Raw genomic sequence first — 22492 nt, 5'->3', positions numbered from 1 at the left:
GCGTCCGGTGGTGTTCATCGTCGGCGCGGACAATGGGCATGATGAGCACAGAAAGCGCGATCTCCGCAACAACCGAGACTCCGGTCCTTTCTGAAGTCCTTTCTGACGACGAGCTGGCCCTCATCGACGCGTATTGGCGTGCCGCCAATTACCTGTCAGTCGGGCAGATCTACCTGCTGGACAACCCGCTGCTGACCGAACCGCTGTCGGCCCAGCACGTCAAATCCCGGCTGCTGGGACACTGGGGCACCACGCCAGGCCTCAATCTCATCTATGCGCACTTGAACCGGATAATCCGCAGCCGCGACGCCAACGTCATCTATGTCACTGGCCCCGGTCACGGCGGCCCGGGACTGGTCGCCAACGCCTATCTGGAAGGCACCTACAGCGAGGTTTACTCCGGCATCACAGAAAACGCCGAAGGACTGCGGAGGCTATGCCGTCAGTTCTCGTTCCCCGGCGGCATCCCCAGTCATGTGGCTGCCGAGACTCCGGGGTCCATTCACGAAGGCGGCGAACTCGGTTACGCGCTGGTGCATGCCTATGGCGCGGCTTTCGATAACCCCGATCTGGTGGTCGCCTGCGTGATCGGTGACGGCGAAGCCGAGACAGGACCGATGGCCGCCAGCTGGCACTCGAACAAATTCCTCAACCCGGCCATCGACGGGGTGGTGCTGCCGATCTTGCACCTCAACGGATACAAGATCGCCAACCCGACTGTATTGGCCCGCATTCCGCACTCCGAGCTCGAATCATTGTTGCGGGGCTACGGGTACCGGCCGATCACCGTGGCCGCAGACGAGCCGGCGGAAGTACACCGAAAGTTAGCTGCCGCTCTCGATGATGCCTTTGACGCTATTGAGGCAATTCAGCGGGCCGCACGCCGTGGTGAGAAAACGGGCCGGCCGGTGTGGCCGATGATCGTGCTGCGCACCCCCAAGGGGTGGACCGGGCCCAAGATGGTTGACGACAAGCCAGTGGAGGGCACCTGGCGATCACACCAGGTCCCGCTCGCCGAGACGCACAACAATCCCGCGCATCGCGCGCAGCTTGAAGAGTGGTTGCGCAGTTACCGGCCAGCGGAATTGTTCGACGACCACGGTGCATTGCGCCCAGAGCTGCGGGCGCTGGCGCCCACCGGGGACCGGCGGATGAGCGCTAATCCGCACGCCAACGGCGGACTATTGCTGCGTGACCTGGACCTCCCGGACTTCCGCGGCTACGCGGTAGAAGTCCCACAACCCGCCGCGACAACGCATGAGGCCACCCGCGTGTTGGGAGCCTGGCTGCGGGATGTGATCGCCCGCAATCCCGACCGGTTTCGTCTCATGGGTCCCGACGAGACCACCTCCAATCGGCTCGGCGCCGTTTTTGAGGCGACAGATACGGTCTGGCTCTCGCCGACCGAGCCGCAGGACGAGAACCTCGCCCCCGACGGCCGCGTGATGGAGGTGTTATCCGAGCATCTGTGCCAAGGGTGGTTGGAGGGCTACCTGCTGACCGGTCGACACGGGCTGTTCAACTGCTACGAGGCGTTCGTGCACATTGTTGACTCGATGTTCAACCAGCACGCCAAATGGCTGTCCACCAGTCGCGAACTGTCCTGGCGGCAGCCGATCGCGTCGCTGAACTACCTGCTGAGCTCCCATGTGTGGCGCCAGGACCACAACGGTGCATCGCATCAGGACCCGGGCTTCATCGACCTGGTCGCCAACAAGCGTGCCGAAGTGGTCCGGGTCTACTTGCCGCCGGACGCCAACACGTTGCTGTCGGTGGCAGACCACTGCCTGCGCAGCCGCGACTATGTCAATGTCATCGTCGCCGGCAAGCAGCCCGCGCTTGCCTACCTCTCGATGCCGGAGGCGATCCTGCACTGCACCCGGGGGCTGGGGATCTGGGAATGGGCGAGCACCGCTGGAGCTTGTGACGGGGAGCCCGACGTGGTGCTGGCCTGCGCTGGGGACATCCCGACGCTGGAGACGCTGGCGGCCGCTGACATTTTGCGACGCGAGCTGCCGGACCTGCAGGTGCGAGTGGTCAACGTCGTCGACCTGATGCGGCTGCAGCCGGACTCCGAGCATCCGCATGGCCTGCCGGACAAGGAATTCGACGCGTTGTTCACCCGTGACAAGCCGATCATCTTCGCCTACCACGGTTATCCGTGGCTGATCCACCGGCTTGCCTACCGGCGCACCAATCACCATCACATCCACGTGCGCGGGTTCAAGGAGCGCGGCACTACGACGACGCCGTTCGACATGGTGATGCTCAATGATTTGGACCGCTTTCATTTGGTCATCGACGTCATCGACCGGGTGGACGGGCTGGCCAGTCGGGCCGCGCTGCTTCGCCAGCGGATGGTCGACGCCCGGCTGGCCGCACGACGCTATACCCGCGAGCACGGCGAGGACGACCCGCGGATCGTCAACTGGACCTGGGAGTGCGCTACCACTTTTTCGAATCGCGTCGGGCCCTGAGCTGGCGCTACTCTGGGCCGGGTGGCGAATGTTTTGTCGGTCAACCTGGCTCGTGTCCAAACGAATCCGGACCCCCGCGCCCAGTCGACGTTGACGGGCATCGACAAAGTGCCGACAGCCGAGGCGGTCATGGTGCGTGCGCCCGGACCTATGCATGGTGGTCTCGGCAGCGGACTGGTCGGTGACACCATCGGCAACCAGAAAGTCCACGGCGGTGACGACCAAGCCGTCTACGCGTATGCGCGCGAAGACCTCGACGCGTGGGAAATTCCACTCGGGCGGAAACTCACCCCGGGAATGTTCGGCGAGAATCTGACCACTACGGGCGTCGATGTGACTAATGCGCGGATCGGGGAGCGTTGGCGCATCGGTACCGACGGCTTGGTGCTGGAGGTCTCAGCGCCGCGGATACCGTGTCGCACGTTTCAGGCATTCCTGAATGTGAGTCAGTGGATCAAGACCTTCACCCAGGCGAGGAAACCTGGTGCCTACTTGCGAGTGATATCGCCCGCAACAGTGCGCGTCGGCGACATGATCACGATCGATTACCGCCCCAATCACGACGTAACCGTCGAACTCGTCTTTCGCGCCGTTACGACTGAACCGGAGCTGCTTCCTCGGCTGCTGGTGGCGGACGGGCTTGCCACCGACCTCGAGGACCACGCCCGCCGCAGGGTTACATCAACCGGGCGTTAGCGTCAAAGGACCTGGGCACCGGCGGCCCGCAGGTAAACTTGCCGAATGCTTGACGCGACGGTTGCCGTTGACACCCACCCACTGGTGTCGCAACTGTCCGCGCTGCACCAGTTCCGGATCCAGGTCGACGTCGCCGTCGTCGTCGTGCTGCTGGTGCTGACGAACCTGATCGCGCACTTCACCACAGCATGGGCAAGCATCGCTACCGTCCCGATCGCCGCGGTCGGGCTGGTGACCTTGGTGCGCTGCAATGGTTTGGGCTGGGCTGAATTGGGTCTTGCCCGGGAACACTGGAAGTCCGGCCTGGGTTATGCGCTGGCCGCCGTGATCGTGGTGGCGTTAGTGATTTCCGTCGGTGTCCTGCTCCCGATGACTCGGCCGATGTTCATGAACAATCACTACGCTCGGATCTCTGGGATCTCCGGCGCGCTAATCGCCTCGGTGGTCATCATTCCACTGCAAACCGTGATCCCCGAGGAGCTGGCCTTTCGCGGTGTGCTGCACGGCGCGCTGAATCGGGCCTGGGGGTTCCGTGGCGTTGCGGTCGCGGGCTCGCTGCTATTTGGTCTTTGGCATGTCGCGACGTCGTTGGGGTTGACGAGCAGCAATATCGGCTTCACTCGGCTACTCGGCGGCGGGATCGTCGGAATGCTCGCCGGGGTAACGCTGGCGGTGCTGGCCACCGGCGTCGCGGGGTTCGTCTTCAGCTGGCTGCGCCGACGTAGCGGCAGCCTGCTGGCGCCGATAGCGCTGCACTGGTCGCTGAACGGATTGGGTGCGCTAGCGGCTGCGCTGGTCTGGCATCTATCCACCTGAAGTCGACCTCACTGCGGTTACACCAGCAACACAGCGGCGCCTGCGATGCGGCCGGCGCTGAGGTCGGTCAGCGCCTGATCGGCTTGCCCGAGCGGGTATTCCGGTGTGGTAACTGCGATGTGATGCTGGGCCGCGAAGTCGAGGAACGCACGCGCATCAGCCCGGGTGTTCGATGTCACCGACCGGATCTGGCGCTCCTGAAACAAGTGTCGCTGGTAGTTCAGCTGCGGGATATCGGAAAGATGAATCCCTGCGATCGCCAGGGTGCCGCCGCGGTCCAGCGCCTCGCATGCGGGCAGCACTAGTTCACCGACCGGCGCGAACAGGATCGCGGCATCCAGCGGTACCGGCGGCGGATCGGCGGCGTCTTGCGCCGACGCGGCGCCGAGTTCTAACGCCAGCTCCTGCGCCCGGGCTCCGCGGGTCATAACATGCACCTCCGCGCCTTGCGCCACAGCAACCTGTGCCGTGATGTGAGCGCTGCCGCCAAAGCCGTAGATCCCTAACTGGCCGCCCGGCGGTAGCTCGGCGCGCAGCAACGACCGGTACCCGATGATGCCGGCGCACAACAACGGCGCGAGCTCGCAGTCGCTATAGCCGCTCGGTAGGTGATGCGCGAAAGCCGCAGGGACAGTGGCGAATTCGGCGTATCCGCCGTCGGCGTCCCAGCCGGTGTAGCGGGACTTCGGACACAGATTCTCGGTGCCGCGACGGCAGTACTTGCACACCCCGCAGGTGTGGCGCAGCCAGGCGATGCCTACCCGGTCGCCCACATCAAACCCGGCGGCCGTATCCACCTCCGAGCCCAGCTCAAGGACCTCCCCCACCACCTCGTGGCCGGGGGTCACCTGCTCGCGGTGCACGGGGAGGTCGCCCTCGGCGACGTGCAGGTCGGTACGACATACCCCACACGCGTGTACCGCGACCAGCAGCTCGGACGGTTCGGGACGCGGCACCTCGGTGGTAACTTGCTCAAGCGGGCCGGTGTGCATCGGGCCGGGCCGACGCACCCGCCACGCGCGCATCATCGTGGTCGCTTTCGGGGCCATCACGCCATCATGCCGCGATCCGTCAGCGATCGGTCGACATCATCACGGCCAGGTGAGACCAATCAGGTCTTTCGCACCCTGCCGACAGCCCAGAGCAGGATCACCGAGCCCAGGATCGCGGTGAACAAAGTGAACCACCAACCGCCGGCGGCGGTGTTGACGAAGAAGCTCAGTAGAAAACCGCCGATCAACGCGCCCACGACACCGATCACGATGTTCATCAAGATGCCCGACCCGCCGCCTTTGACGATTTTGCTGGCGATCCAGCCCGCGATACCGCCGATGATGATGTAACCGATCCAGCCGACGCTGGTCAGCGTCGTTGAGCGGGCGAGGTATTCGGTAGCTGCCATGACGTCCATGCGGATCTCCTTGCACTCGATGGCATAGCCCAGCCCAGATGCGGGGCCGTGATTTCGGTATACCCCGATGAATGCCTATTGGCGACGGCTGTTTGCTCCGTGCGCGACGGTCAGGCGGGCACGGTCTGCAGTGGCAGCGCAGTGGACGGCGGACTGACTTGTCCGGCAGGCGCCTGGACGGGTGCCGGAGCGGGGGCAGGCGCAGGTTCTCCCGGCGCCGGTGGAGGCGCCGGGATCGGGGCTGTCCCCGGCCGGATCGACTCGGCCAGCGCTTTGGCTGCACCTTTGTCCACCGGGGCATTCGAGGTCCCGAGCCACACCACAAACCACCGTTGTGGGGGCCCCGCGTCAGGAGTGGTCGCCGCAGGCGCGCCGACTACACCCGTCCAGATTTGGCCAATTGGCTTGTTTGGGTCGCTGAATTTGACCTCGTAGTAGGACGCGCTTCCAGTTATCCCATTGGCGTTAAGCGGAATGGTTTCTTGGTTGATCCGCGTACCGGGGTATGGCAGGTAGAACTCACCCATATCCGAGCCGAGTCGGACTGCGGCCTTAACGTTGTCGGCTTCGGCACTCGCGTAGAGCTTTTGGTCCAGCCGGCCGAGCACGATACGGGTGTCGTTAGCAACCGGCGGCGGCTGACCAGCCATGGCCGGCTGTCCGATGGTTTTGCTGAGCAGCGCCGAGCCGTAGTCGAGGTGCGAGGCGTCTGACTCGACCCAGCCGGCGGGAAGGACGAAGCTAAATCCACCGACGGCGTTGGTGAGTCGGCCAGCGTTGGGGTCGACTGCAGGTGGGGGTGGCGCGTTCGGATCGACCGGCGGCGGCGCCGCATTGGGATCGCCCAGTTGGGCTTCAGGCGAGGTGGGGGTGCCTGGAGGGGGCGTGATGGTCTCCGGTGCAGGCGCGGGTGCCGCGGCAGCCGTCGGTGGCGGCGGGGGTGCGGGCTCGGGATCGGCGTTGGCGGCAGCGGGCAACGCAAGCGTGACGACACTGGCGCTGGCCGCTGCGGCAATCGCCAGCGTCGCCCACAATCCTTTGCGACGTGTCGAGTTCAGGTCCACCTGAGTCATGGCGACGAACCTACCGTGTTACGGCGGTGGCGCAAGGACGGCTTGCTGAGATGTGGTGGGGTTTTTCCGGTTTACCGGTTCGAGACGTGCCGGTTCACGATTGGGGGTGTCGCTGCAGCGCCGGGTACAGCGCCACTTCATGAGCTTTGATGCTGAACCAGACGCGATCTCCGGGCATCAGCCGTAGCTCCGTGGCGGCGTCGACGGTGATTTCCGCGGCCAGGCCAGGAGCGCCATCAGGTTGTTCCGGGCCGCGTACTAGGACGGCGGCTCCCCGGGCATCGAGTTCCGCCACGGTCAGTTCGACGGTGTTGCGTGGGCTGCCATGCGGCGGGTCGCGATAGACGGCGACCGCGGTGGGCGCGAACACGGCGATTGCGTCTTGCCCGGTGGCGAGCTCATTGCCGAGGTCTTGGGCCGGCGTCCCGTGCCAGCCCGCGCCGGATCGGGTTAGCAGGGAACCGTCGGTGCTGATGGTCCCGTTGACCAGGTTGACACCGGCAATCCGGGCGCCGAAGTGACTGCGCGGCGCACCAAGCACATCGGAGACCTTGCCGACCTCGGAAATCCTGCCGGACTCAAGTACTAGCACTCGATCGGCCACGGTGAACACATCCAGCAGCTGGTGGGTTATCAGGATGGCGGCGCAGCCGCTCCGGGTGACCAGGCTGCGCAGCACCGCGCGGATAGCAGCGGCGGCGGCCACATCAAGCCCGGTCAGCGGCTCGTCGAGGAGCAGCACCTCCGGTTGGGCCGCCAACGCGCGTGCGATCGCGACCCGCTGCGCTTGACCGCCCGACAGCTGCCGTGGTTTGCGGTCGGCAAACTGCTCAGCGTCCACCTGGCGCAGCCAACCCAGCGCCTTATCGCGGGCACGGGCCCGGTGCCGGCTGCGCGGTCCGAAGGCCACGTTGGCCGCGATAGTCATATGCGGGAACAACAACGGGTCCTGCAAGAGCAACCCGACCCGACGATCGTGGGTTGCCACGTTCACCCCAGCCGCAGTGTCGGTCAACACGCGGTCCCCCAAACGCACCAGACCCTCGTCGGGGCGAACCAGGCCGGCGATGACGTGAAGGACGGTGGACTTGCCCGCGCCGTTGGGTCCGAGTACGGCGAGCACCTCGCCCGGAGCTACCGAGAACTCGACATTCAGATGGCGGTCTGTCACGACCGCGCGAAGCTGTAACTCGCTCACGGTGGCTACCTCGTATCGGCCCCGGTCATTCCGCGAGCACCCAAGACCAGCACCACCAGCGCTGCCACCACCACGAGCAGGATCGACAGTGCCACAGCCGCGTCCGCGTCGGTGACCCGCTGGAGGTAGATCTCCAGCGGCAGCGTGCGGGTGACTCCTTGCCGGGAGCCAGCAAACGTCAGTGTCGCGCCGAACTCCCCCAGCGAACGGGCGAATGCCAGTACCGCCCCCGACACCATCCCGGGCAGCAGCAGCGGCAGCGTGATCCGCCACCAGACGATGCCGGGCCGCGCCCCGAGCGTCGCCGCCACCACTTCGTAGTCGGCTCCCGCGATGCGGGCGGCGCCTTCGAGGGAGATCACCAGAAACGGCAACGAGACGAAGGCCTGCGCCATCACCACCGCGGTCGTGCTGAACGCGATGCTGATGCCGGCGGCGTCCAGATACCGCCCGATCAATCCGAGTCGGCCGAACGCATAGAGCAACGCGATGCCACCAACCACGGGTGGCAACACCAGCGGCAGCAGGATCAGCGGCCGCAGTAACCGCACCAGCCGTGTCGTGCAGCGGGCCAGTACCAGCGCCATGGGTACCCCGAGCAGCACACACAGCAGAGTGCTCGCGGCGGCGGTCTTCAGGCTCAGCAACAGTGCCGTCGTCGAGGAGGCGCTGGTGATCAATGACCAGAAATTCGGCCAGTCCACCTTGATCGCGATCGCCAACAGGGGCAAGGCCACGAAGACGGTCCCCGCCGCGGCGGGGACATACACCCAGCGGGGCAGATCGGTGGGCCGCGCGCTAATACGTATACCCCTATCGGGACATAGCCGCAGTTGAACGGCTTGCGGGAGAAACGTAGCACGGCGCATGTTTACCCAGACAGAATAACACACCAGCAAACGAAAAATATGCCACAGTAGTAGCATATATGCAGTTGAAGTATAAAGTTTGCTGATTCTCAGCTACAAATTGGTGTGGCCCTATGAGGGCAACTCTGAGCGGCACCCATACGACGACGCGGATGGACAGTATGTTCGCCAAGTTGGGCCGAGCACGAGAAGACCTCGCCGAGCTGCAAGCCGCCGTTGAGGCGTACCGCCAAGATTCCGGTCGGTGTCGCCGAACTCGCCGTTACCGGGACGGAACTCGACATGAGAAAGCTTGTCAAAGTCGTGGGCGACCATCTCGACGAGCCGAAAGTAGGGGCAGCACCTCAAACGACGGACCCCGTTGGCGTCGGCTGGTCATCCGGCGCACATCAGTGGTTCGGGGCTTCTGGAGTACTCAGGGATGCGGTCCGATAGTCACGATGGTGAGCATATCTGTGTTAGGGCCATATACCCACCAGATACGCCATGCCGACGGAGTATGGTTCTCGACGTAGGACTCCCACACGTCCTCCCGGTTTGGGCCCTGCAGTGACTGATATTTATGGGAGTGCAATCCAGGGTGAGCCGGCCCGATGTCGCGGAGAAGCCGGAGAGCCTTGACAACCTTCTTACGTTTATCCGCGTACATTTTGCCATCCAGGGCGTCTATAACGCCCTGCGCTTCATCGGTGTAGCGAAGCTCGAACGGCGGTGCACTCACGAATCGAGTAGGTCGTCACGCGCTGAGATGCGTCCGTGAGCGACATCAGCCAGCCCGCGCAGCAGCGACTCGCGTACCTGCTTGTTCTCCCATACCAGAAGTTCGCGCTGAGGGATGGACGCCATAGGGGTGAGCAGTAGCTCCCCGGTGGGGCGACGTGAAACAAGGAAACGATCAGCGCCGCGCACGCCGAGTCGCCCAAGGGTGATTCGGGCACGGTTATCGGCCGTCACCTCGGTGACTGGCTCGAATGACGGGTCGGCGGTCACGCCCATTAGCATCCGCTTGAATGGGTAAATGGGCAAGTGGGTAGATGGGCCTGCATACGGAAAATCATGCAACCAAACCCGTCGCCTGCGAGCGGACCACCACCGTCATCAACATCGAAAATGAAACCATGCCACCCTCCCGCAGAACCTCTACCGCCAGCGAAATCACGCACCCAGACGAATACAGCCCCGGCAACCTCTGGAAGCTGAACGCCAGATCACTCAAATGGCTACTAGCAGCCATCGCCGCGCGGGTAGCCTAGCCTTACCGCTGGTTGTGTCGTCGTTGAAGACGAAGGTGGGAACCATGTCGTCTGCTGAACCGCCCCCACCTAAACCAGCGCCTGGCTGGTACCTCGACCCATCAGGTACCGGGGCCCAACGATATTTCGACGGCACCACCTGGATCAGCCAATTCGCCCGCCACCAAGCCCACCGAAGAAGAGCAACTCTGGAAAGACGGTCCTGGCGGTAGCCGGGGCGATCCTCGTCCTGTACGTCATCGGTAAAAGCTGCGGCTCCCACGACAACAACAACAGCTCTCCGTCGAGCACCTGGGCCGGTGCACGATGTGCTCGTCAGGGCTTGACGAAGCCCGACTGGGCCAAAATCTGCTGACCTGCTTCACCCGTAACCATCGTTTGGAACTTCTGGGCCAGCGTCGGTACGGACGCCTTCTTGAGCACCGCAATGGGGTAGACATTCACCGCCCCGGCGGCCTCAGGAAAGTTGATGGTGGTCACCTTGCCCGCGGCGCTGCGCGCGTCGGTGACATAGACCAGCGCGGCGTCGGCCTGGCCGGTGGTGACCTTGTTAAGGACATCGGTCACGTTGAGTTCTTCACTGACCGGGTTGATGTGCACCCTGGTGGCGTCTTCGATGCGTTGGGTCGCTGACCCGCATGGCACCGGACGCTGGCACACCACCACGTTGACCCCCGGCTTGGCGAGGTCGGCGAAGGATCCGATCATCTTCGGATTGCCCACCGCGGTCACGATGACCAGCGTGTTCGAGGCGAAGCTTGTCGGTGTGCTAGCCAGTAATCCGGCCTTGGCGACAGTGTCCATCTGCGCGATATCCGCCGATGCGAAAACGTCGGCGTTCGCACCTTGGGTCAACTGGGTCGCAAGCTCCGAGGAACCCGCGAACTCGACGTCGACGCTGACGCCCGGGTTGTCCGCTTTGAACTGGCTGCTGATCTGAGTAAACGCAGACTTGAGCGAGGCCGCGGCGAACACCACCAGCGATCCGGAGGTTTGGGATGGCTGCGACAATGACGACGAATGCGAGTTCGAACTACACGCCGCTGTTCCAGCCAGCAGGCCGCCCACCAGCGTCGTCGATATCAAACCGGCGAGCACCCCGATGCGACGCATGGGTGAACTTTAGCCCGCTGACGATGCGCGCCGTGTAGCGGCGTGAGGAGGAAGCGGGCATTAGACTTTAGCCCGCTGACGATGCGCGCCGTGTAGCGGCGAGGGAGCGAAGCGGCTGAATCGTTATCCAACTCGTGTGCGGCTCGCGGCGATTCGGAATTTCGCCCAGTAGCTACTGTCCAGTAACATCTAGGCGAGATCGACGCCATAACACGCGGAGATCCCAGGCAACGGTCCGATGGCGGTCACTATAGGCGCCACGTTCGCCGCGCCGAGCGCAAAGCATAAGTGCTGGTGAACTGCCAGGGTCTGCGTTTAACGGTGAACACGAGGAGGTCATGGCAGTGGAGGTGCTGGTCACTGGGGGCGACACCGATCTGGGGCGCACAATCGCCGAGGGTTTTCGCGACGACGGTCACAAGGTGACTCTGGTGGGTGCGCGCCGTAACGACCTCGAGGTCGTTGCTAAAGAGCTAGATGTGGACGCGATTGTCTGCGACACCACCGACCCAGTCAGCCTCAGCGAAGCCCGCGGATTGTTCCCCCATCACCTCGACACCATCGTCCACGTGCCGGCGCCGGGTTTTGACGCCGGTGATCCACGCACCTTCTCGCTATCCGATACCGCCAATGCCTGGCGCACTGCACTGGACGCGACGGTGCTTTCGGCGGTGCTGACGGTGCAGTCCGTTGGTGATCATCTGCGTTCCGGCGGCTCGATCATCGGTGTGCTGGCGGAAAACCCGCCAGCGGGCAGCGTCGACGCCGCCATCAAAGCCGCACTGTCGAATTGGGTGGCAGGTCAGGCGGCCGTTTTCGGTACTCGCGGCATCACGGTCAATGCCATCGCCTGCGGGCGTAGCGTCCAAGCCGGATATGAAGGTCTTTCACGCACTCCGCCGCCCGTCGCAGCGGAAATCACCCGGTTGGCGTTGTTCCTTAACACCCCGGCATCTCGCCATATCACCGGCCAGACTCTGCACGTCAGCCAGGGCGCGCTAGCTCATTTTGGCTGAAAAGCTCTGGGGCCCTAGTTGAAGCGGTGAGCCCGTCGCTACCGTAGACACTGTGGCTATTCGGCTTGGTCTGCAGATCCCCAACTTCTCCTACGGCACCGGGGTAGAGAAGCTTTTTCCGACGGTCATCGCCCAGGCCCGCGAGGCCGAGTCGGCTGGATTCGACTCGGTTTTCGTCATGGACCACTTCTACCAACTACCCATGTTGGGCTCACCCGACCAGCCCATGCTCGAGGCCTATACCGCCCTCGGCGCGCTGGCTACCGCTACCGAACGTGTGCAGCTGGGCACCTTGGTAACCGGTAACACCTACCGCAATCCAACCCTGCTGGCCAAGATCATCACCACGCTCGATGTGATCAGCCAGGGCCGGGCGATTTTAGGCATCGGCACCGGCTGGTTCGAGCTTGAGCATGATCAACTCGGTTTCGAGTTCGGCACCTTCACCGATAGGTTCAACCGGCTCGACGAGGCGTTACAGATCATCCTGCCGATGATCAAGGGCGAGCGCCCCAGCTTCTCGGGTGACTGGTACCACACCAACGAGGCGCTGGCCAATCCCCGCCTCCGCGACCACATTCCGCTGATGATCGGCGGCAGCGGTGAGAAGAAGACGATCCCGCTCGCCGCACGACACTTCGACCACCTCAACGTGATCGCCGGGTTCGACGAGCTACCAGGCAAGGTGCAAGTGGTGCGGCGGCGGTGCGAGGAGATCGGCCGCGATCCGGCGACGTTGGAAACCAGCACGCTGATCACGGCCGTTATTGATGAAAACATGAAAGCCGACCAGATCCCCGCCGAAATGACTCAGCACATGGTAGTCGGAAGCGCTGAGTCTATCGCCGACCAGATCCAGGCCAAAGTGCTCAACGCGGGAATCGACAGCCTCATTATCAACATGCCCATCTACACACCAGGTGCCATCAACGAAGCTGGCGAGGCGCTGCGTCCGCTGGTCGGCCGGTAGCGGGGGCCCCGTCGGCGCGGGCGTGAAGCCGTCACGATCGGCTGCTACTCCGCGGGTGTGGCTAATTGCACACGCTCTCACCTGGGATTCTGGGGGGCGGCTTGACTACCGTGGTGGCTAACTGCAGTCGCCATCACGGAGCCCCGTCAGGAGCAGCGGAACATGAGTGCCCAGCCAGCAGCCACAGCTGCTCAGGACCGTCGGCATCAAGTCGTCATCATCGGGTCAGGGTTTGGTGGTCTGAACGCGGCGAAGAAACTTAAGCGGGCCAATGTTGACATCAAGTTGATCGCCCGCACCACCCATCACCTGTTCCAGCCATTGCTGTACCAGGTGGCCACCGGAATCATCTCCGAAGGGGAAATCGCGCCGCCGACCCGGGTCGTCTTGCGCAAGCAGCGCAACGTCCAAGTGCTGCTCGGCAACGTCACCCACATAGACCTGGCTAACCAGTGCGTCGTGTCGGAGCTACTCGGTCATACCTATGAAACGCCCTATGACAGCCTGATCGTCGCCGCGGGCGCTGGCCAGTCGTACTTCGGGAATGACCAATTCGCTGAATTCGCACCCGGTATGAAGTCGATCGATGACGCGCTGGAACTGCGTGGGCGGATTTTAGGCGCCTTCGAGCAGGCCGAGCGGTCAAACGATCCGGAACGGCGCGAGAAGCTGCTGACATTCACCGTGGTCGGAGCCGGCCCCACCGGTGTCGAGATGGCCGGACAAATTGCCGAATTGGCCGACCACACGTTGAAAGGCGCATTCCGTCACATCGACTCGACCAAGGCGCGGGTAGTCCTGCTCGACGCTGCCCCTGCGGTGTTGCCGCCGATGGGCGAAAAGCTGGGCCGTCGCGCGGCCGCGCGGTTGCAGAAGATGGGCGTGGAGATCCAGTTGGGTGCGATGGTCACAGATGTGGACCGCAATGGCATCACGGTCAAAGACTCCGACGGCACGGTCCGGCGCATCGAATCGGCCTGCAAGGTGTGGTCCGCGGGGGTCTCGGCAAGCCGGCTGGGCAGAGACCTTGCCGAACAGTCCTTGGTCGAACTCGACCGGGCCGGTCGGGTAAAAGTGCTGCCCGATCTGTCCATCCCCGGGTATCCGAACGTGTTTGTGGTTGGTGACTTGGCCGCCGTCGACGGCGTGCCGGGGGTCGCGCAGGGTGCTATCCAGGGCGCCAAGTACGTAGCAAACAACATCAAGGCCGAACTCGGCGGTGCCGACCCCGCAGAGCGTGAGCCGTTCCAGTACTTCGACAAGGGCTCCATGGCCACGGTGTCGCGGTTTTCCGCGGTAGCCAAGATCGGTCCGCTGGAGTTCAGCGGCTTTATTGCCTGGCTGATGTGGTTGGTGCTGCACCTGGTGTACCTGATCGGCTTCAAGACCAAGATCACCACGTTGCTGTCGTGGACGGTGACCTTTTTGAGCACTCGGCGGGGCCAGCTGACCATTACCGACCAGCAAGCCTTCGCGCGAACACGGCTCGAACAGCTCGCGGAGCTGGCCGCCGAAGCGCAGGGTGCAGCGGTGGCTGACAAGGCTGCCGTGCAGGCGAGCTAGCTGTCGCTGGCCAGATTCTGCAACCGCACCTGACCCCGGGCCACCTCGCGTTCGGTGTCGTCGGTGAGCGTGACTAGCCATAGCTGCTGACGCCGGCCGCGGTGGATCGGTGCGGCGGTGCCGTACACCATCCCAGAGCTGATGGAGCGAAGGAAATCGGTGTTGTTGTTGACGCCCACGACATTTCCGCCGCTGCCGCGACTATTGAGCCAGGTGTAGGCGGCCATGCTGGCCATGCTTTCGATGATCGAGCAGTAGACACCGCCGTGCACGAGGCCCATCGGCTGCAATAGCTTGGGCTTCACCTCGAGCTGGGCGCGGGCGCCATCGGGGCTAAGTTCGGTGAACTGCAGCCCCAACTCGCTGTCAAACGGTGCGGTAGTGCTCGGGCTTTTCGGGGTATTGACCGTGTCTTGCGGTTGCACGTTCTCGTGTCTACACCATCGCTGGATCCGCCGATGCTCGTCAGGGCGCCACGGGGGTCGCTGCAGCCCTCAGGACACCGGCGCGGTCGTTCCTGCTCGACCAGACCAAGGATAGGCAAGGCTGCCCTAACATCGCAAGGGTTGGATGCGGGTCCGTGGCGATGGATCTCCATAGCGACTGCTGTTAGCAGGGTCACACAAAGTCCGAGGCAGCTGATCTAGCAGCTCACGTCGGTCGGCCGCCGGCTCGGCGGCGGCCGGGCACGGCCGGACGTCAACTTTGGATACGACGATCGGTAGTAATCCGGAGTACCCTTGGTTTCAACGCTCAGGAGATGAACGAACTATGGCCAAGCTGACGCGACTGGGGGATCTAGAACGCGCCGTGATGGATCATTTATGGTCCACGCAGGAACCCCAAACAGTTCGTCAGGTCCACGAAGCGTTGTCGGCGCGACGCGACCTCGCCTACACGACCGTGATGACCGTGCTGCAGCGGTTGGCCAAGAAGAACCTGGTCTCGCAGATCCGCGACGACCGGGCCCACCGGTACGCGCCTGTGCATGGCCGTGACGAACTGGTGGCTGGCTTAATGGTCGACGCGCTGGCCCAGGCCGAAGACTCCGGCGGCAGGCAAGCCGCGCTGGTGCATTTCGTCGAGCGGGTCGGGGCCGACGAGGCGGACGCACTGCGACGCGCACTTGCAGAACTGGAAGCGAATCCACGCACTGCGTCATCTGCTGGCGCTCTAGCGGAGGACTGAGGGAGACTAGCAGCGTGTCCGCGCTGGCCTTCACCATCCTCGCGGTGCTGCTGGTTGGCCCCACACCGGCCCTAGTAGCACGTTCGACGTGGCCGTTGCGCGCCCCGCGCGCCGCGATGGTGTTGTGGCAGGCTATTGCGCTGGCCGCGGTGCTTTCGGCGTTCAGCGCCGGCATCGCGATCGCCAGTCGGGTGCTTATGCCCGGCCCTGACGGGCGGCCCACTGCCAGCATTGTCGGCGCCGCCGGTCGGCTCGGTTGGCCACTGTGGGCGGCATACGTCGCCGCCTTCGCGCTGACAGTGCTAGTCGGGGTGCGGCTCATCGTTGCGATAGTGCGAGTGGCCATCGCCACTCGGCGACGGCGGGCCCACCACCGCATGGTGGTCGACCTGGTCGGGGTCGGACATGATGTGGCCCTCGCGCAGCCGTGCGCCCGCGCCCGCGACCTTCGGGTCTTGGAGGTGGCGCAACCGCTGGCCTACTGTCTACCGGGCGTGCGCAGCCGGGTGGTGGTCAGCGAAGGGACGCTGACCACGCTCAACGACGCAGAAGTTACGGCCATCCTCACCCACGAGCGAGCTCATCTGCGTGCCCGCCACGACTTGGTGCTGGAGGCATTCACCGCGGTACATGCAGCCTTTCCGCGGCTCGTCCGTAGCTCCGCCGCGCTGGGTGCGGTGCGACTGCTCGTCGAACTGCTGGCCGATGATGTCGCGGTGCGTGCTGCGGGGCGCACTCCCCTGGCCCGGGCATTGGTTGCTTGCGCGTCCGGCCGGGCGCCGTCGGGCGCGTTGGCCGCGGGCGGTCCCACCACCGTGCTGCGCGTGCGCCGACTATCGGGGCGGGGCAACAGCGCGGTGCTGTCCGCGGCCGCATATTTGGCCGCGGCAGCCGTGTTGGTGGTGCCCACTGTCGCGCTAGCCGTGCCGTGGCTGACCGAGCTGCAACGGTTATTCAGTGTCTAATCCGGTCTAGCGTACGCGGAGCGAAGCACCTTGGATTACCGCGAGTCCGCTGTGCCACAGTGTGGTCGGAAATGCTGGCAAGAGGATTGAGTTCTCCAACCTGAGAGTCCCCAAGGAGATGCAGGACATGAGTTCGTCGGAATCGAAGACGGCCAGTGCGCAGATCGGCGTCACCGGGCTAGCCGTGATGGGTTCGAACATCGCCCGGAATTTCGCCCGACATGGCTACACCGTGGCGTTGCACAATCGGTCCATCACCAAGACCGACGCACTGCTCAAAGAGCACGGGGCTGAAGGAAAGTTCGTGCGCAGTGAGACGATTCCCGAGTTCCTTGCCGCGCTGCAGACCCCGCGACGTGTACTGATCATGGTCAAAGCCGGTGCCCCCACCGACGCCGTTATCAACGAACTCGCCGATGCCATGGAGCCCGGCGACATCATCATCGACGGCGGCAATTCGCTGTTCACCGACACCATCCGCCGCGAGAAAGCAATGCGCGAGCGTGGCCTGCACTTCGTCGGCGCCGGGATCTCCGGCGGCGAAGAGGGCGCGCTGAATGGGCCCTCGATTATGCCGGGCGGGCCCGCCGAGTCGTACACCTCGCTGGGCCCGCTGCTGGAGGAAATCTCCGCGCACGTCGACGGCGTGCCGTGCTGCACTCACATCGGGCCGGACGGGTCGGGGCACTTCGTCAAGATGGTTCACAACGGCATCGAGTACTCCGACATGCAGCTCATCGGCGAGGCCTACCAGCTGCTGCGCGACGGGCTGGGCATGGGTGCGCTGCAGATCGCCGACGTGTTCACCGAGTGGAATAAGGGCGATCTGAACAGCTACCTGGTCGAGATCACCGCCGAGGTGCTGCGCCAGACCGACGCCAAGACCGGCAAACCCCTCGTCGACGTCATCCGCGATGAAGCCGAGCAAAAAGGCACCGGCCGCTGGACCGTCCAGTCTGCTCTGGACTTGGGCGTGCCGATAACCGGAATAGCCGAGGCGGTTTTCGCGCGGGCATTGTCGGGTTCAGTGCCGCAACGCAAGGCCGCCATCGGGCTGGCCTCCGGCAAGTTGGGCGACAAGCCCGCCGACAGCGAGACATTCACCGAAGACGTCCGCCAGGCCCTGTATGCCTCCAAGATCGTGGCCTACGCGCAGGGTTTCAACCACATCCAGGCAGGTAGCGCCGAGTTCGGCTGGAACATCACACCGGGTGACCTGGCGACCATCTGGCGCGGCGGCTGCATCATCCGGGCGAAGTTCCTCAACCGCATCAAAGAAGCCTTCGATGGCGACCCCGACCTGGCCAGCCTGATCGTTGCGCCGTATTTCCGCAGTGCCGTCGAATCGGCGATTGACAGTTGGCGACGTGTGGTGTCCACAGCGGCGCAGCTGGGTATCCCAAATCCCGGATTCTCGTCCGCGTTGTCGTACTACGACGCGCTGCGCACCGAACGACTGCCGGCCGCCCTCACCCAGGCGCAACGCGACTTTTTCGGCGCGCACACCTACGGACGCATCGACGCCACGGGCAAATTCCACACACTATGGAGTCAAGACCGCAGCGAAGTTCCGGTCTAGTTGGCCGCAAAACACTGAGGGTGGAACGAGAGCGATGAGGTTTCTGGACGGGCATCGGCCCGGGTTCGATCTGACCTATAACGACGTCTTTATCGTGCCGAACCGGTCGGAAGTCGCGTCGCGGTTCGACGTCGATTTGTCGACCAACGATGGCTCGGGCACCACTATTCCGGTGGTGGTCGCCAACATGACGGCGGTGGCCGGGCGGCGGATGGCGGAGACGGTGGCGCGCCGGGGCGGCCTGGTGATCCTGCCGCAGGATCTACCGATTGCGGTGGTGCAGCAGACAGTGGAGTTCGTCAAGAGCCGTGACCTGGTTCTGGACACCCCGGTGTTGCTGACACCCGACGATTCGGTGTCCGACGCCACCGCACTGATCCATAAGCGCGCGCACGGTGTTGCGGTGGTGGCCTCCGAGGGCCGCCCCATTGGTCTGGTGAGCGAATCGTCCTGCCTGGGTGTGGACCGCTTCACCCGGGTGCGAGATGTCGCGGCGACCGACTTCGTGACCGCCCCGGTGGGCACCGATCCGCGCAAGGTCTTCGACCTGCTCGAGCATGCCCCGATCGACGTCGCGGTGCTGACCAACGCCGACGGCACGCTGGCTGGAGTACTGACCCGCACCGGGGCGATCCGCACCGGCATCTACACTCCGGCCACCGATGCCCGCGGACGGCTCCGTGTCGGCGCTGCCGTCGGCATCAACGGCGATGTCGCCGGCAAGGCCCAGTCTCTCGCCGAGGCCGGCGTCGACGTGCTGGTTGTCGACACCGCGCACGGATACCAAGTCAAGACGCTGGAGGCGATCAGCCGCGTGGCATCACTGACCTTGGGTGTGCCGTTGGTCGCGGGCAACGTGGTGTCGGCGGAAGGTACCCGCGAGCTACTCGGCGCCGGGGCGACCATCGTCAAGGTCGGGGTTGGCCCGGGGGCGATGTGCACGACTCGAATGATGACCGGTGTGGGCCGACCCCAATTCTCGGCTGTGCTCGAATGCGCTTCTGCGGCAAGGCAGCTCGATGGGCACGTGTGGGCTGATGGCGGGGTCCGGCATCCGCGTGATGTGGCGCTGGCGTTGGCCGCAGGGGCATCGAACGTGATGATCGGGTCGTGGTTCGCCGGCACTTACGAGTCGCCCGGGGACCTTATGCGGGACCACGACGACCAGCCGTACAAGGAAAGCTACGGCATGGCGTCCAAGCGGGCGGTGGTCGCCCGCGCCGCCGCCGACAGCCCATTCGATCGCGCTCGCAAGGCGTTGTTCGAGGAAGGCATCTCGACCTCGCGAATGGGGCTGGATCCTGACCGCGGCGGTGTCGAGGACCTGATCGACCACATCACCTCCGGCGTGCGCAGCACCTGCACCTATGTCGGCGCGTCGACCCTGGCGGAGCTGCATGAAAGGGCTGTCGTCGGGGTGCAGTCGGCGGCCGGTTTTGCCGAGGGCCATCCGCTGCCCTCGGGCTGGTGACACCTGACCTCGGCGAAGGCCGCTACGATGTGAACTTCTGGATTTCAGGCCGCGTAGCAGTGCGCAGCCGCGTGGCCCCCACCGTGGAAGCGCGAGAAGAGCGAAAGGGACGACGTGCCGCAGGCACCCGTTAAGGCCCCAGCGATGCGGGCCTTCCGGGGGGAGCGGTTGCCCGCACCGTCGCCGGCTCCTGCGGTGTCGCGAAGACCGAGCCCGTCATGAACGTCGCCGTCACCCTGGGCAGCTTGGTGGCCATCGGGTTACTCATCTTCGGCAACGCGGTGTTCGTCGCAGCCGAATTCTCGTTGACTGCCCTGGACCGCAGCACGGTCGAGGCTAATGCTCGCGGCGGTACCCGCCGCGAGGATCGCTGCATTCGGCGCGCCCACCATAAGTTGTCGTTCCAGCTTTCGGGGGCTCAGTTGGGTATCTCGATCGCCACGTTGGCAACGGGTTACCTGACCGAGCCGATGATGACCGACTTGCCGCATCCGGCGTTGGACGCGATCGGGATACCTGACCGGGCGACCGATTGGATCACCGCCTTCCTGGCGCTGGTGATCGTCACGTCGGTGTCGATGGTGTTCGGCGAACTGGTACCGAAGTATCTCGCCGTGGCGCGCCCGCTGCGCACCGCCCGCGCCGTCGTCGGCGTGCAGCTGCTGTTCTCGCTGCTGCTCACCCCCGCCATTCGATTGACCAACTGGGCGGCGAACTGCATTGTGCGCAACCTGGGCATCGAGCCTGCCGAGGAGCTGCGGTCGGCCCGCTCACCACAGGAGCTGCTATCACTGGTGCGGACCTCGGCGCGCAGCGGCGCTCTGGACGCCGCCACGGCGTCGCTGGTGAGACGGTCGCTGCAGTTCGGCGCCCTGACTGCCGCGGAATTGATGACGCCCCGATCCAAGATCGTGGCGCTGCAAACCGACCAAACCGTCACCGACCTGGTTGCGGTTGCCGCCGAGTCGGGGTTCTCCCGTTTCCCGATTGTCGACGGTGACCTCGACGCGACCGTCGGCATTGTGCACGTCAAGCAGGTCTTTGAAGTTCCACCCGCCGATCGCGCGGGCACGCTGTTGACCACGGTCGCAAAGCCGGTCACGGTGGTGCCGTCAACACTGGACGGCGATGCGGTGATGGCGCAGATCCGCGCGGATGGTCTGCAGACCGCGCTGGTTGTCGACGAGTACGGCGGCACTGCCGGCATGGTGACCGTTGAGGATTTGATCGAAGAGATCGTGGGCGACGTTCGCGACGAACATGACGACGCCACGCCAGACGTGGTGGCAGCCGGTAACGGCTGGCAGGTATCGGGTTTGCTGCGCATCGACGAGGTGGCCGCCGCCACCGGATATCGAGCCCCCGAGGGGCCGTACGAGACGATTGGCGGGTTAGTACTCCGGGAGCTCGGCCACATTCCGGCAGTTGGGGAAACGGTGGAACTGACCGCCTTGGACACAGATGGCTTGTCGGATGCCTCGGCACGCTGGCAAGCGACCGTGGTCGGAATGGACGGTCGTCGGATCGACCTGCTTGCGCTTACCGAGCTGGGCAGTCAACCGGGTGATCATCACAAATCCAGCCCCGGGCGGGGCTGATGCAGGACATGTTGGGGCTGCTGGTGGCGATCGTGCTGATCGGCGCCAACGCGTTCTTCGTCGGCGCGGAATTCTCGCTGATCTCGGCCCGTCGCGACCGCCTTGAAGCGTTAGCCGAGCAGGGCAGAGCGAGCGCGGTCACCGTGATTCGGGCCGGCGAGCAGCTCTCGTCGATGCTGGCAGGCGCTCAACTAGGTGTCACCGTGGCCTCGATCCTGCTCGGCCGGATTGGCGAGGCAGCGGTGGCCAATCTGTTGCGGACGTCGTTTCAGCTGACCGATATGCCGCCGCCGCTACTGCACACGCTGTCGCTGGTGATCGCGTTGGCGCTGGTGGTGACCCTGCATGTGCTGCTCGGCGAGATGGTGCCCAAGAACATCGCCCTCGCCGGTCCGGAACGGACCGCAATGTTGTTGGTCCCGCCCTACCTGATCTACGTGCGTGCCGCCCGACCGTTCATCGTGCTCTACAACAAATGCGCCAACGCGGTGCTACGCGCGCTGGGCGTGGAGCCGAAAGACGAACTCAACATCACGGTTTCCACGGCCGAGCTGTCCGAGATGATCGCCGAATCGGTATCGGAGGGTCTGCTGGATCACGAAGAGCACAAGCGGCTGACGCGAGCGCTGCAGATTCGCACCAGGGTCGTCGCCGATGTTGCACGGCCACTTGCCGATATCCGGGCGGTGCCGGTGGCCGCGGCCGGCTGTGGCCCAACTGTTGGCGCGGTCGAACAGGCCCTAGCCCAGACCGGCTATTCCCGATTCCCGGTTGCCGGTCTCGACGGTGAGTTCGTGGGGTATCTGCACATCAAGGACGTGTTGACACTCGGCGACGAGCCGCAGACCGTGATCGATCTGGCGTTGGTGCGTCCGCTGCCCGAGGTGCCCGAATCATTGCCGGTGGCCGACGCCTTGTCGCGGATGCGTCGCAGCAACAGCCATCTAGCGCTGGTGACTGCCGATGGTGGCGAGGTGGTTGCGTTGGTGGCGATGGAGGATCTGGTGGACGATCTGGTCGGCACCATGCGTGACGGGACACACTGAAACCAAGCACCAAGTAGAGCCGCCGGCAGCCCGTATGATCTTCAGCGGCTCAGCCTGCTGACGCCTACTGGTCGGGAGATGCGTTGCCAGCGCACGTTTCGCAAAACCGGCGCGGTGCGACCGATGAAGCTGTTGACCTGCTGTTGCGGGTCTGCGGAATACGCTCGTCAGGCTGTTGGCCGGTAGGCTG

At 64.4% G+C, this 22492-nt stretch carries 22 protein-coding genes; 14 read left to right on the top strand and 8 right to left on the bottom strand.

All coding sequences use genetic code 11. The annotated features are described in order from the left end of the window. Positions 1-41 precede the first annotated feature (41 nt). Genes B586_RS10660 through B586_RS10650 form a run of 3 tightly spaced genes read left to right on the top strand, consistent with a single transcriptional unit; the run spans position 42 to position 3989 of the window. A complete protein-coding gene (locus B586_RS10660; protein ID WP_054880969.1) occupies positions 42-2477 on the top strand; it encodes a phosphoketolase family protein in 2436 nt (811 codons plus the stop codon). A 21-nt stretch (positions 2478-2498) separates the two neighbouring features. Beyond that, on the top strand, positions 2499-3173 hold the full coding sequence (locus tag B586_RS10655) for an MOSC domain-containing protein (RefSeq protein WP_082607582.1): 675 nt from the start codon (positions 2499-2501) through the stop codon (positions 3171-3173). Positions 3174-3218: 45 nt separating this feature from the next. After that, positions 3219-3989 (top strand): CPBP family intramembrane glutamic endopeptidase, encoded by a 771-nt coding sequence (locus tag B586_RS10650; protein ID WP_054879983.1) that lies wholly within the window; start codon positions 3219-3221, stop codon positions 3987-3989. A 17-nt stretch (positions 3990-4006) separates the two neighbouring features. On the opposite strand, the gene B586_RS10645 is transcribed toward B586_RS10650, so the two are convergent. The 6 genes from B586_RS10645 to B586_RS10615 form a co-directional block, all read right to left on the bottom strand. Beyond that, on the bottom strand, positions 4007-5038 hold the full coding sequence (locus B586_RS10645) for a zinc-binding alcohol dehydrogenase family protein (protein ID WP_276011697.1): 1032 nt from the start codon (positions 5036-5038) through the stop codon (positions 4007-4009). Between the two features lie 62 nt (positions 5039-5100). Beyond that, a complete protein-coding gene (locus B586_RS10640; RefSeq protein WP_047314160.1) occupies positions 5101-5400 on the bottom strand; it encodes a GlsB/YeaQ/YmgE family stress response membrane protein in 300 nt (99 codons plus the stop codon). 110 nt (positions 5401-5510) lie between these two features. Further along, positions 5511-6473 (bottom strand): alanine and proline-rich secreted protein Apa, encoded by a 963-nt coding sequence (locus tag B586_RS10635; RefSeq protein ID WP_054879984.1) that lies wholly within the window; start codon positions 6471-6473, stop codon positions 5511-5513. A 94-nt stretch (positions 6474-6567) separates the two neighbouring features. Then, positions 6568-7671, bottom strand: coding sequence for a sulfate/molybdate ABC transporter ATP-binding protein (locus tag B586_RS10630; protein WP_054879985.1), 1104 nt, complete (start codon positions 7669-7671; stop codon positions 6568-6570). Between the two features lie 5 nt (positions 7672-7676). Then, positions 7677-8453 carry an ABC transporter permease gene (locus B586_RS10625; RefSeq protein WP_236971399.1) on the bottom strand — a complete coding sequence of 259 codons (777 nt, stop codon included), beginning with the start codon at positions 8451-8453 and terminating at the stop codon, positions 7677-7679. An 804-nt stretch (positions 8454-9257) separates the two neighbouring features. Further along, positions 9258-9530, bottom strand: a complete 273-nt coding sequence (locus B586_RS10615; protein ID WP_231584592.1) for a hypothetical protein — start codon at positions 9528-9530, stop codon at positions 9258-9260. A 44-nt stretch (positions 9531-9574) separates the two neighbouring features. On the opposite strand from B586_RS10615, the gene B586_RS21400 reads away from it, so the two are divergent. Both B586_RS21400 and B586_RS22755 read left to right on the top strand, forming a co-directional pair. Beyond that, positions 9575-9793 (top strand): hypothetical protein, encoded by a 219-nt coding sequence (locus B586_RS21400; RefSeq protein WP_047314166.1) that lies wholly within the window; start codon positions 9575-9577, stop codon positions 9791-9793. Next, complete coding sequence (locus B586_RS22755) at positions 9757-10005, top strand: DUF2510 domain-containing protein (RefSeq protein ID WP_082607581.1); 249 nt, start codon at positions 9757-9759, stop codon at positions 10003-10005. Before B586_RS21400 ends, B586_RS22755 begins: the two co-directional genes overlap by 37 nt. Before the next feature lie 103 nt (positions 10006-10108). On the opposite strand, the gene modA is transcribed toward B586_RS22755, so the two are convergent. After that, positions 10109-10906: a molybdate ABC transporter substrate-binding protein gene (modA, locus tag B586_RS10605; RefSeq protein ID WP_054879988.1), complete on the bottom strand. Its 798-nt coding sequence runs from the start codon at positions 10904-10906 to the stop codon at positions 10109-10111. Positions 10907-11244: 338 nt separating this feature from the next. Here modA and B586_RS10600 point away from each other — a divergent pair, with 338 nt between their 5' ends. The 3 genes from B586_RS10600 to B586_RS10590 all read left to right on the top strand — a co-directional run bounded on the left by B586_RS10600 (position 11245) and on the right by B586_RS10590 (position 14455). Then, positions 11245-11922, top strand: coding sequence for an SDR family oxidoreductase (locus B586_RS10600; RefSeq protein ID WP_047314169.1), 678 nt, complete (start codon positions 11245-11247; stop codon positions 11920-11922). Between the two features lie 52 nt (positions 11923-11974). After that, positions 11975-12892, top strand: a complete 918-nt coding sequence (locus B586_RS10595) for an LLM class F420-dependent oxidoreductase (protein ID WP_047314170.1) — start codon at positions 11975-11977, stop codon at positions 12890-12892. Between the two features lie 162 nt (positions 12893-13054). Continuing rightward, on the top strand, positions 13055-14455 hold the full coding sequence (locus B586_RS10590) for an NAD(P)/FAD-dependent oxidoreductase (RefSeq protein WP_047314171.1): 1401 nt from the start codon (positions 13055-13057) through the stop codon (positions 14453-14455). On the opposite strand, the gene B586_RS10585 is transcribed toward B586_RS10590, so the two are convergent. Continuing rightward, a complete protein-coding gene (locus B586_RS10585; protein ID WP_047314172.1) occupies positions 14452-14880 on the bottom strand; it encodes a PaaI family thioesterase in 429 nt (142 codons plus the stop codon). The genes B586_RS10590 and B586_RS10585 overlap by 4 nt on opposite strands. Before the next feature lie 346 nt (positions 14881-15226). Here B586_RS10585 and B586_RS10580 point away from each other — a divergent pair, with 346 nt between their 5' ends. The 6 genes from B586_RS10580 (at position 15227) to B586_RS10555 (ending at position 22302) form a co-directional block, all read left to right on the top strand. Beyond that, positions 15227-15643, top strand: coding sequence for a BlaI/MecI/CopY family transcriptional regulator (locus B586_RS10580; protein WP_054879989.1), 417 nt, complete (start codon positions 15227-15229; stop codon positions 15641-15643). Between the two features lie 14 nt (positions 15644-15657). Continuing rightward, entirely contained in the window at positions 15658-16608 is a 951-nt protein-coding gene (locus tag B586_RS10575; protein WP_054879990.1) for a M56 family metallopeptidase, read from the top strand. A 127-nt stretch (positions 16609-16735) separates the two neighbouring features. Further along, positions 16736-18187, top strand: a complete 1452-nt coding sequence (gndA, locus tag B586_RS10570) for an NADP-dependent phosphogluconate dehydrogenase (protein WP_054880970.1) — start codon at positions 16736-16738, stop codon at positions 18185-18187. 34 nt (positions 18188-18221) lie between these two features. Next, positions 18222-19658 carry a GuaB1 family IMP dehydrogenase-related protein gene (locus B586_RS10565; protein WP_054879991.1) on the top strand — a complete coding sequence of 479 codons (1437 nt, stop codon included), beginning with the start codon at positions 18222-18224 and terminating at the stop codon, positions 19656-19658. Positions 19659-19876: 218 nt separating this feature from the next. Then, the gene (locus B586_RS10560) at positions 19877-21256 is read left to right on the top strand and encodes a hemolysin family protein (protein ID WP_047314176.1); all 1380 of its coding nucleotides are present in this window, start codon (positions 19877-19879) and stop codon (positions 21254-21256) included. Beyond that, positions 21256-22302 carry a hemolysin family protein gene (locus tag B586_RS10555; protein ID WP_047314177.1) on the top strand — a complete coding sequence of 349 codons (1047 nt, stop codon included), beginning with the start codon at positions 21256-21258 and terminating at the stop codon, positions 22300-22302. Before B586_RS10560 ends, B586_RS10555 begins: the two co-directional genes overlap by 1 nt. The last annotated feature ends 190 nt before the right edge of the window (positions 22303-22492 follow it).

Source organism: Mycobacterium haemophilum DSM 44634 (genome assembly GCF_000340435.2).
GTDB lineage: Bacteria > Actinomycetota > Actinomycetes > Mycobacteriales > Mycobacteriaceae > Mycobacterium > Mycobacterium haemophilum.
The sequence above is the reverse complement of the archived record's forward strand: the minus strand, read 5'-3'. Positions and strand labels throughout refer to the sequence as shown.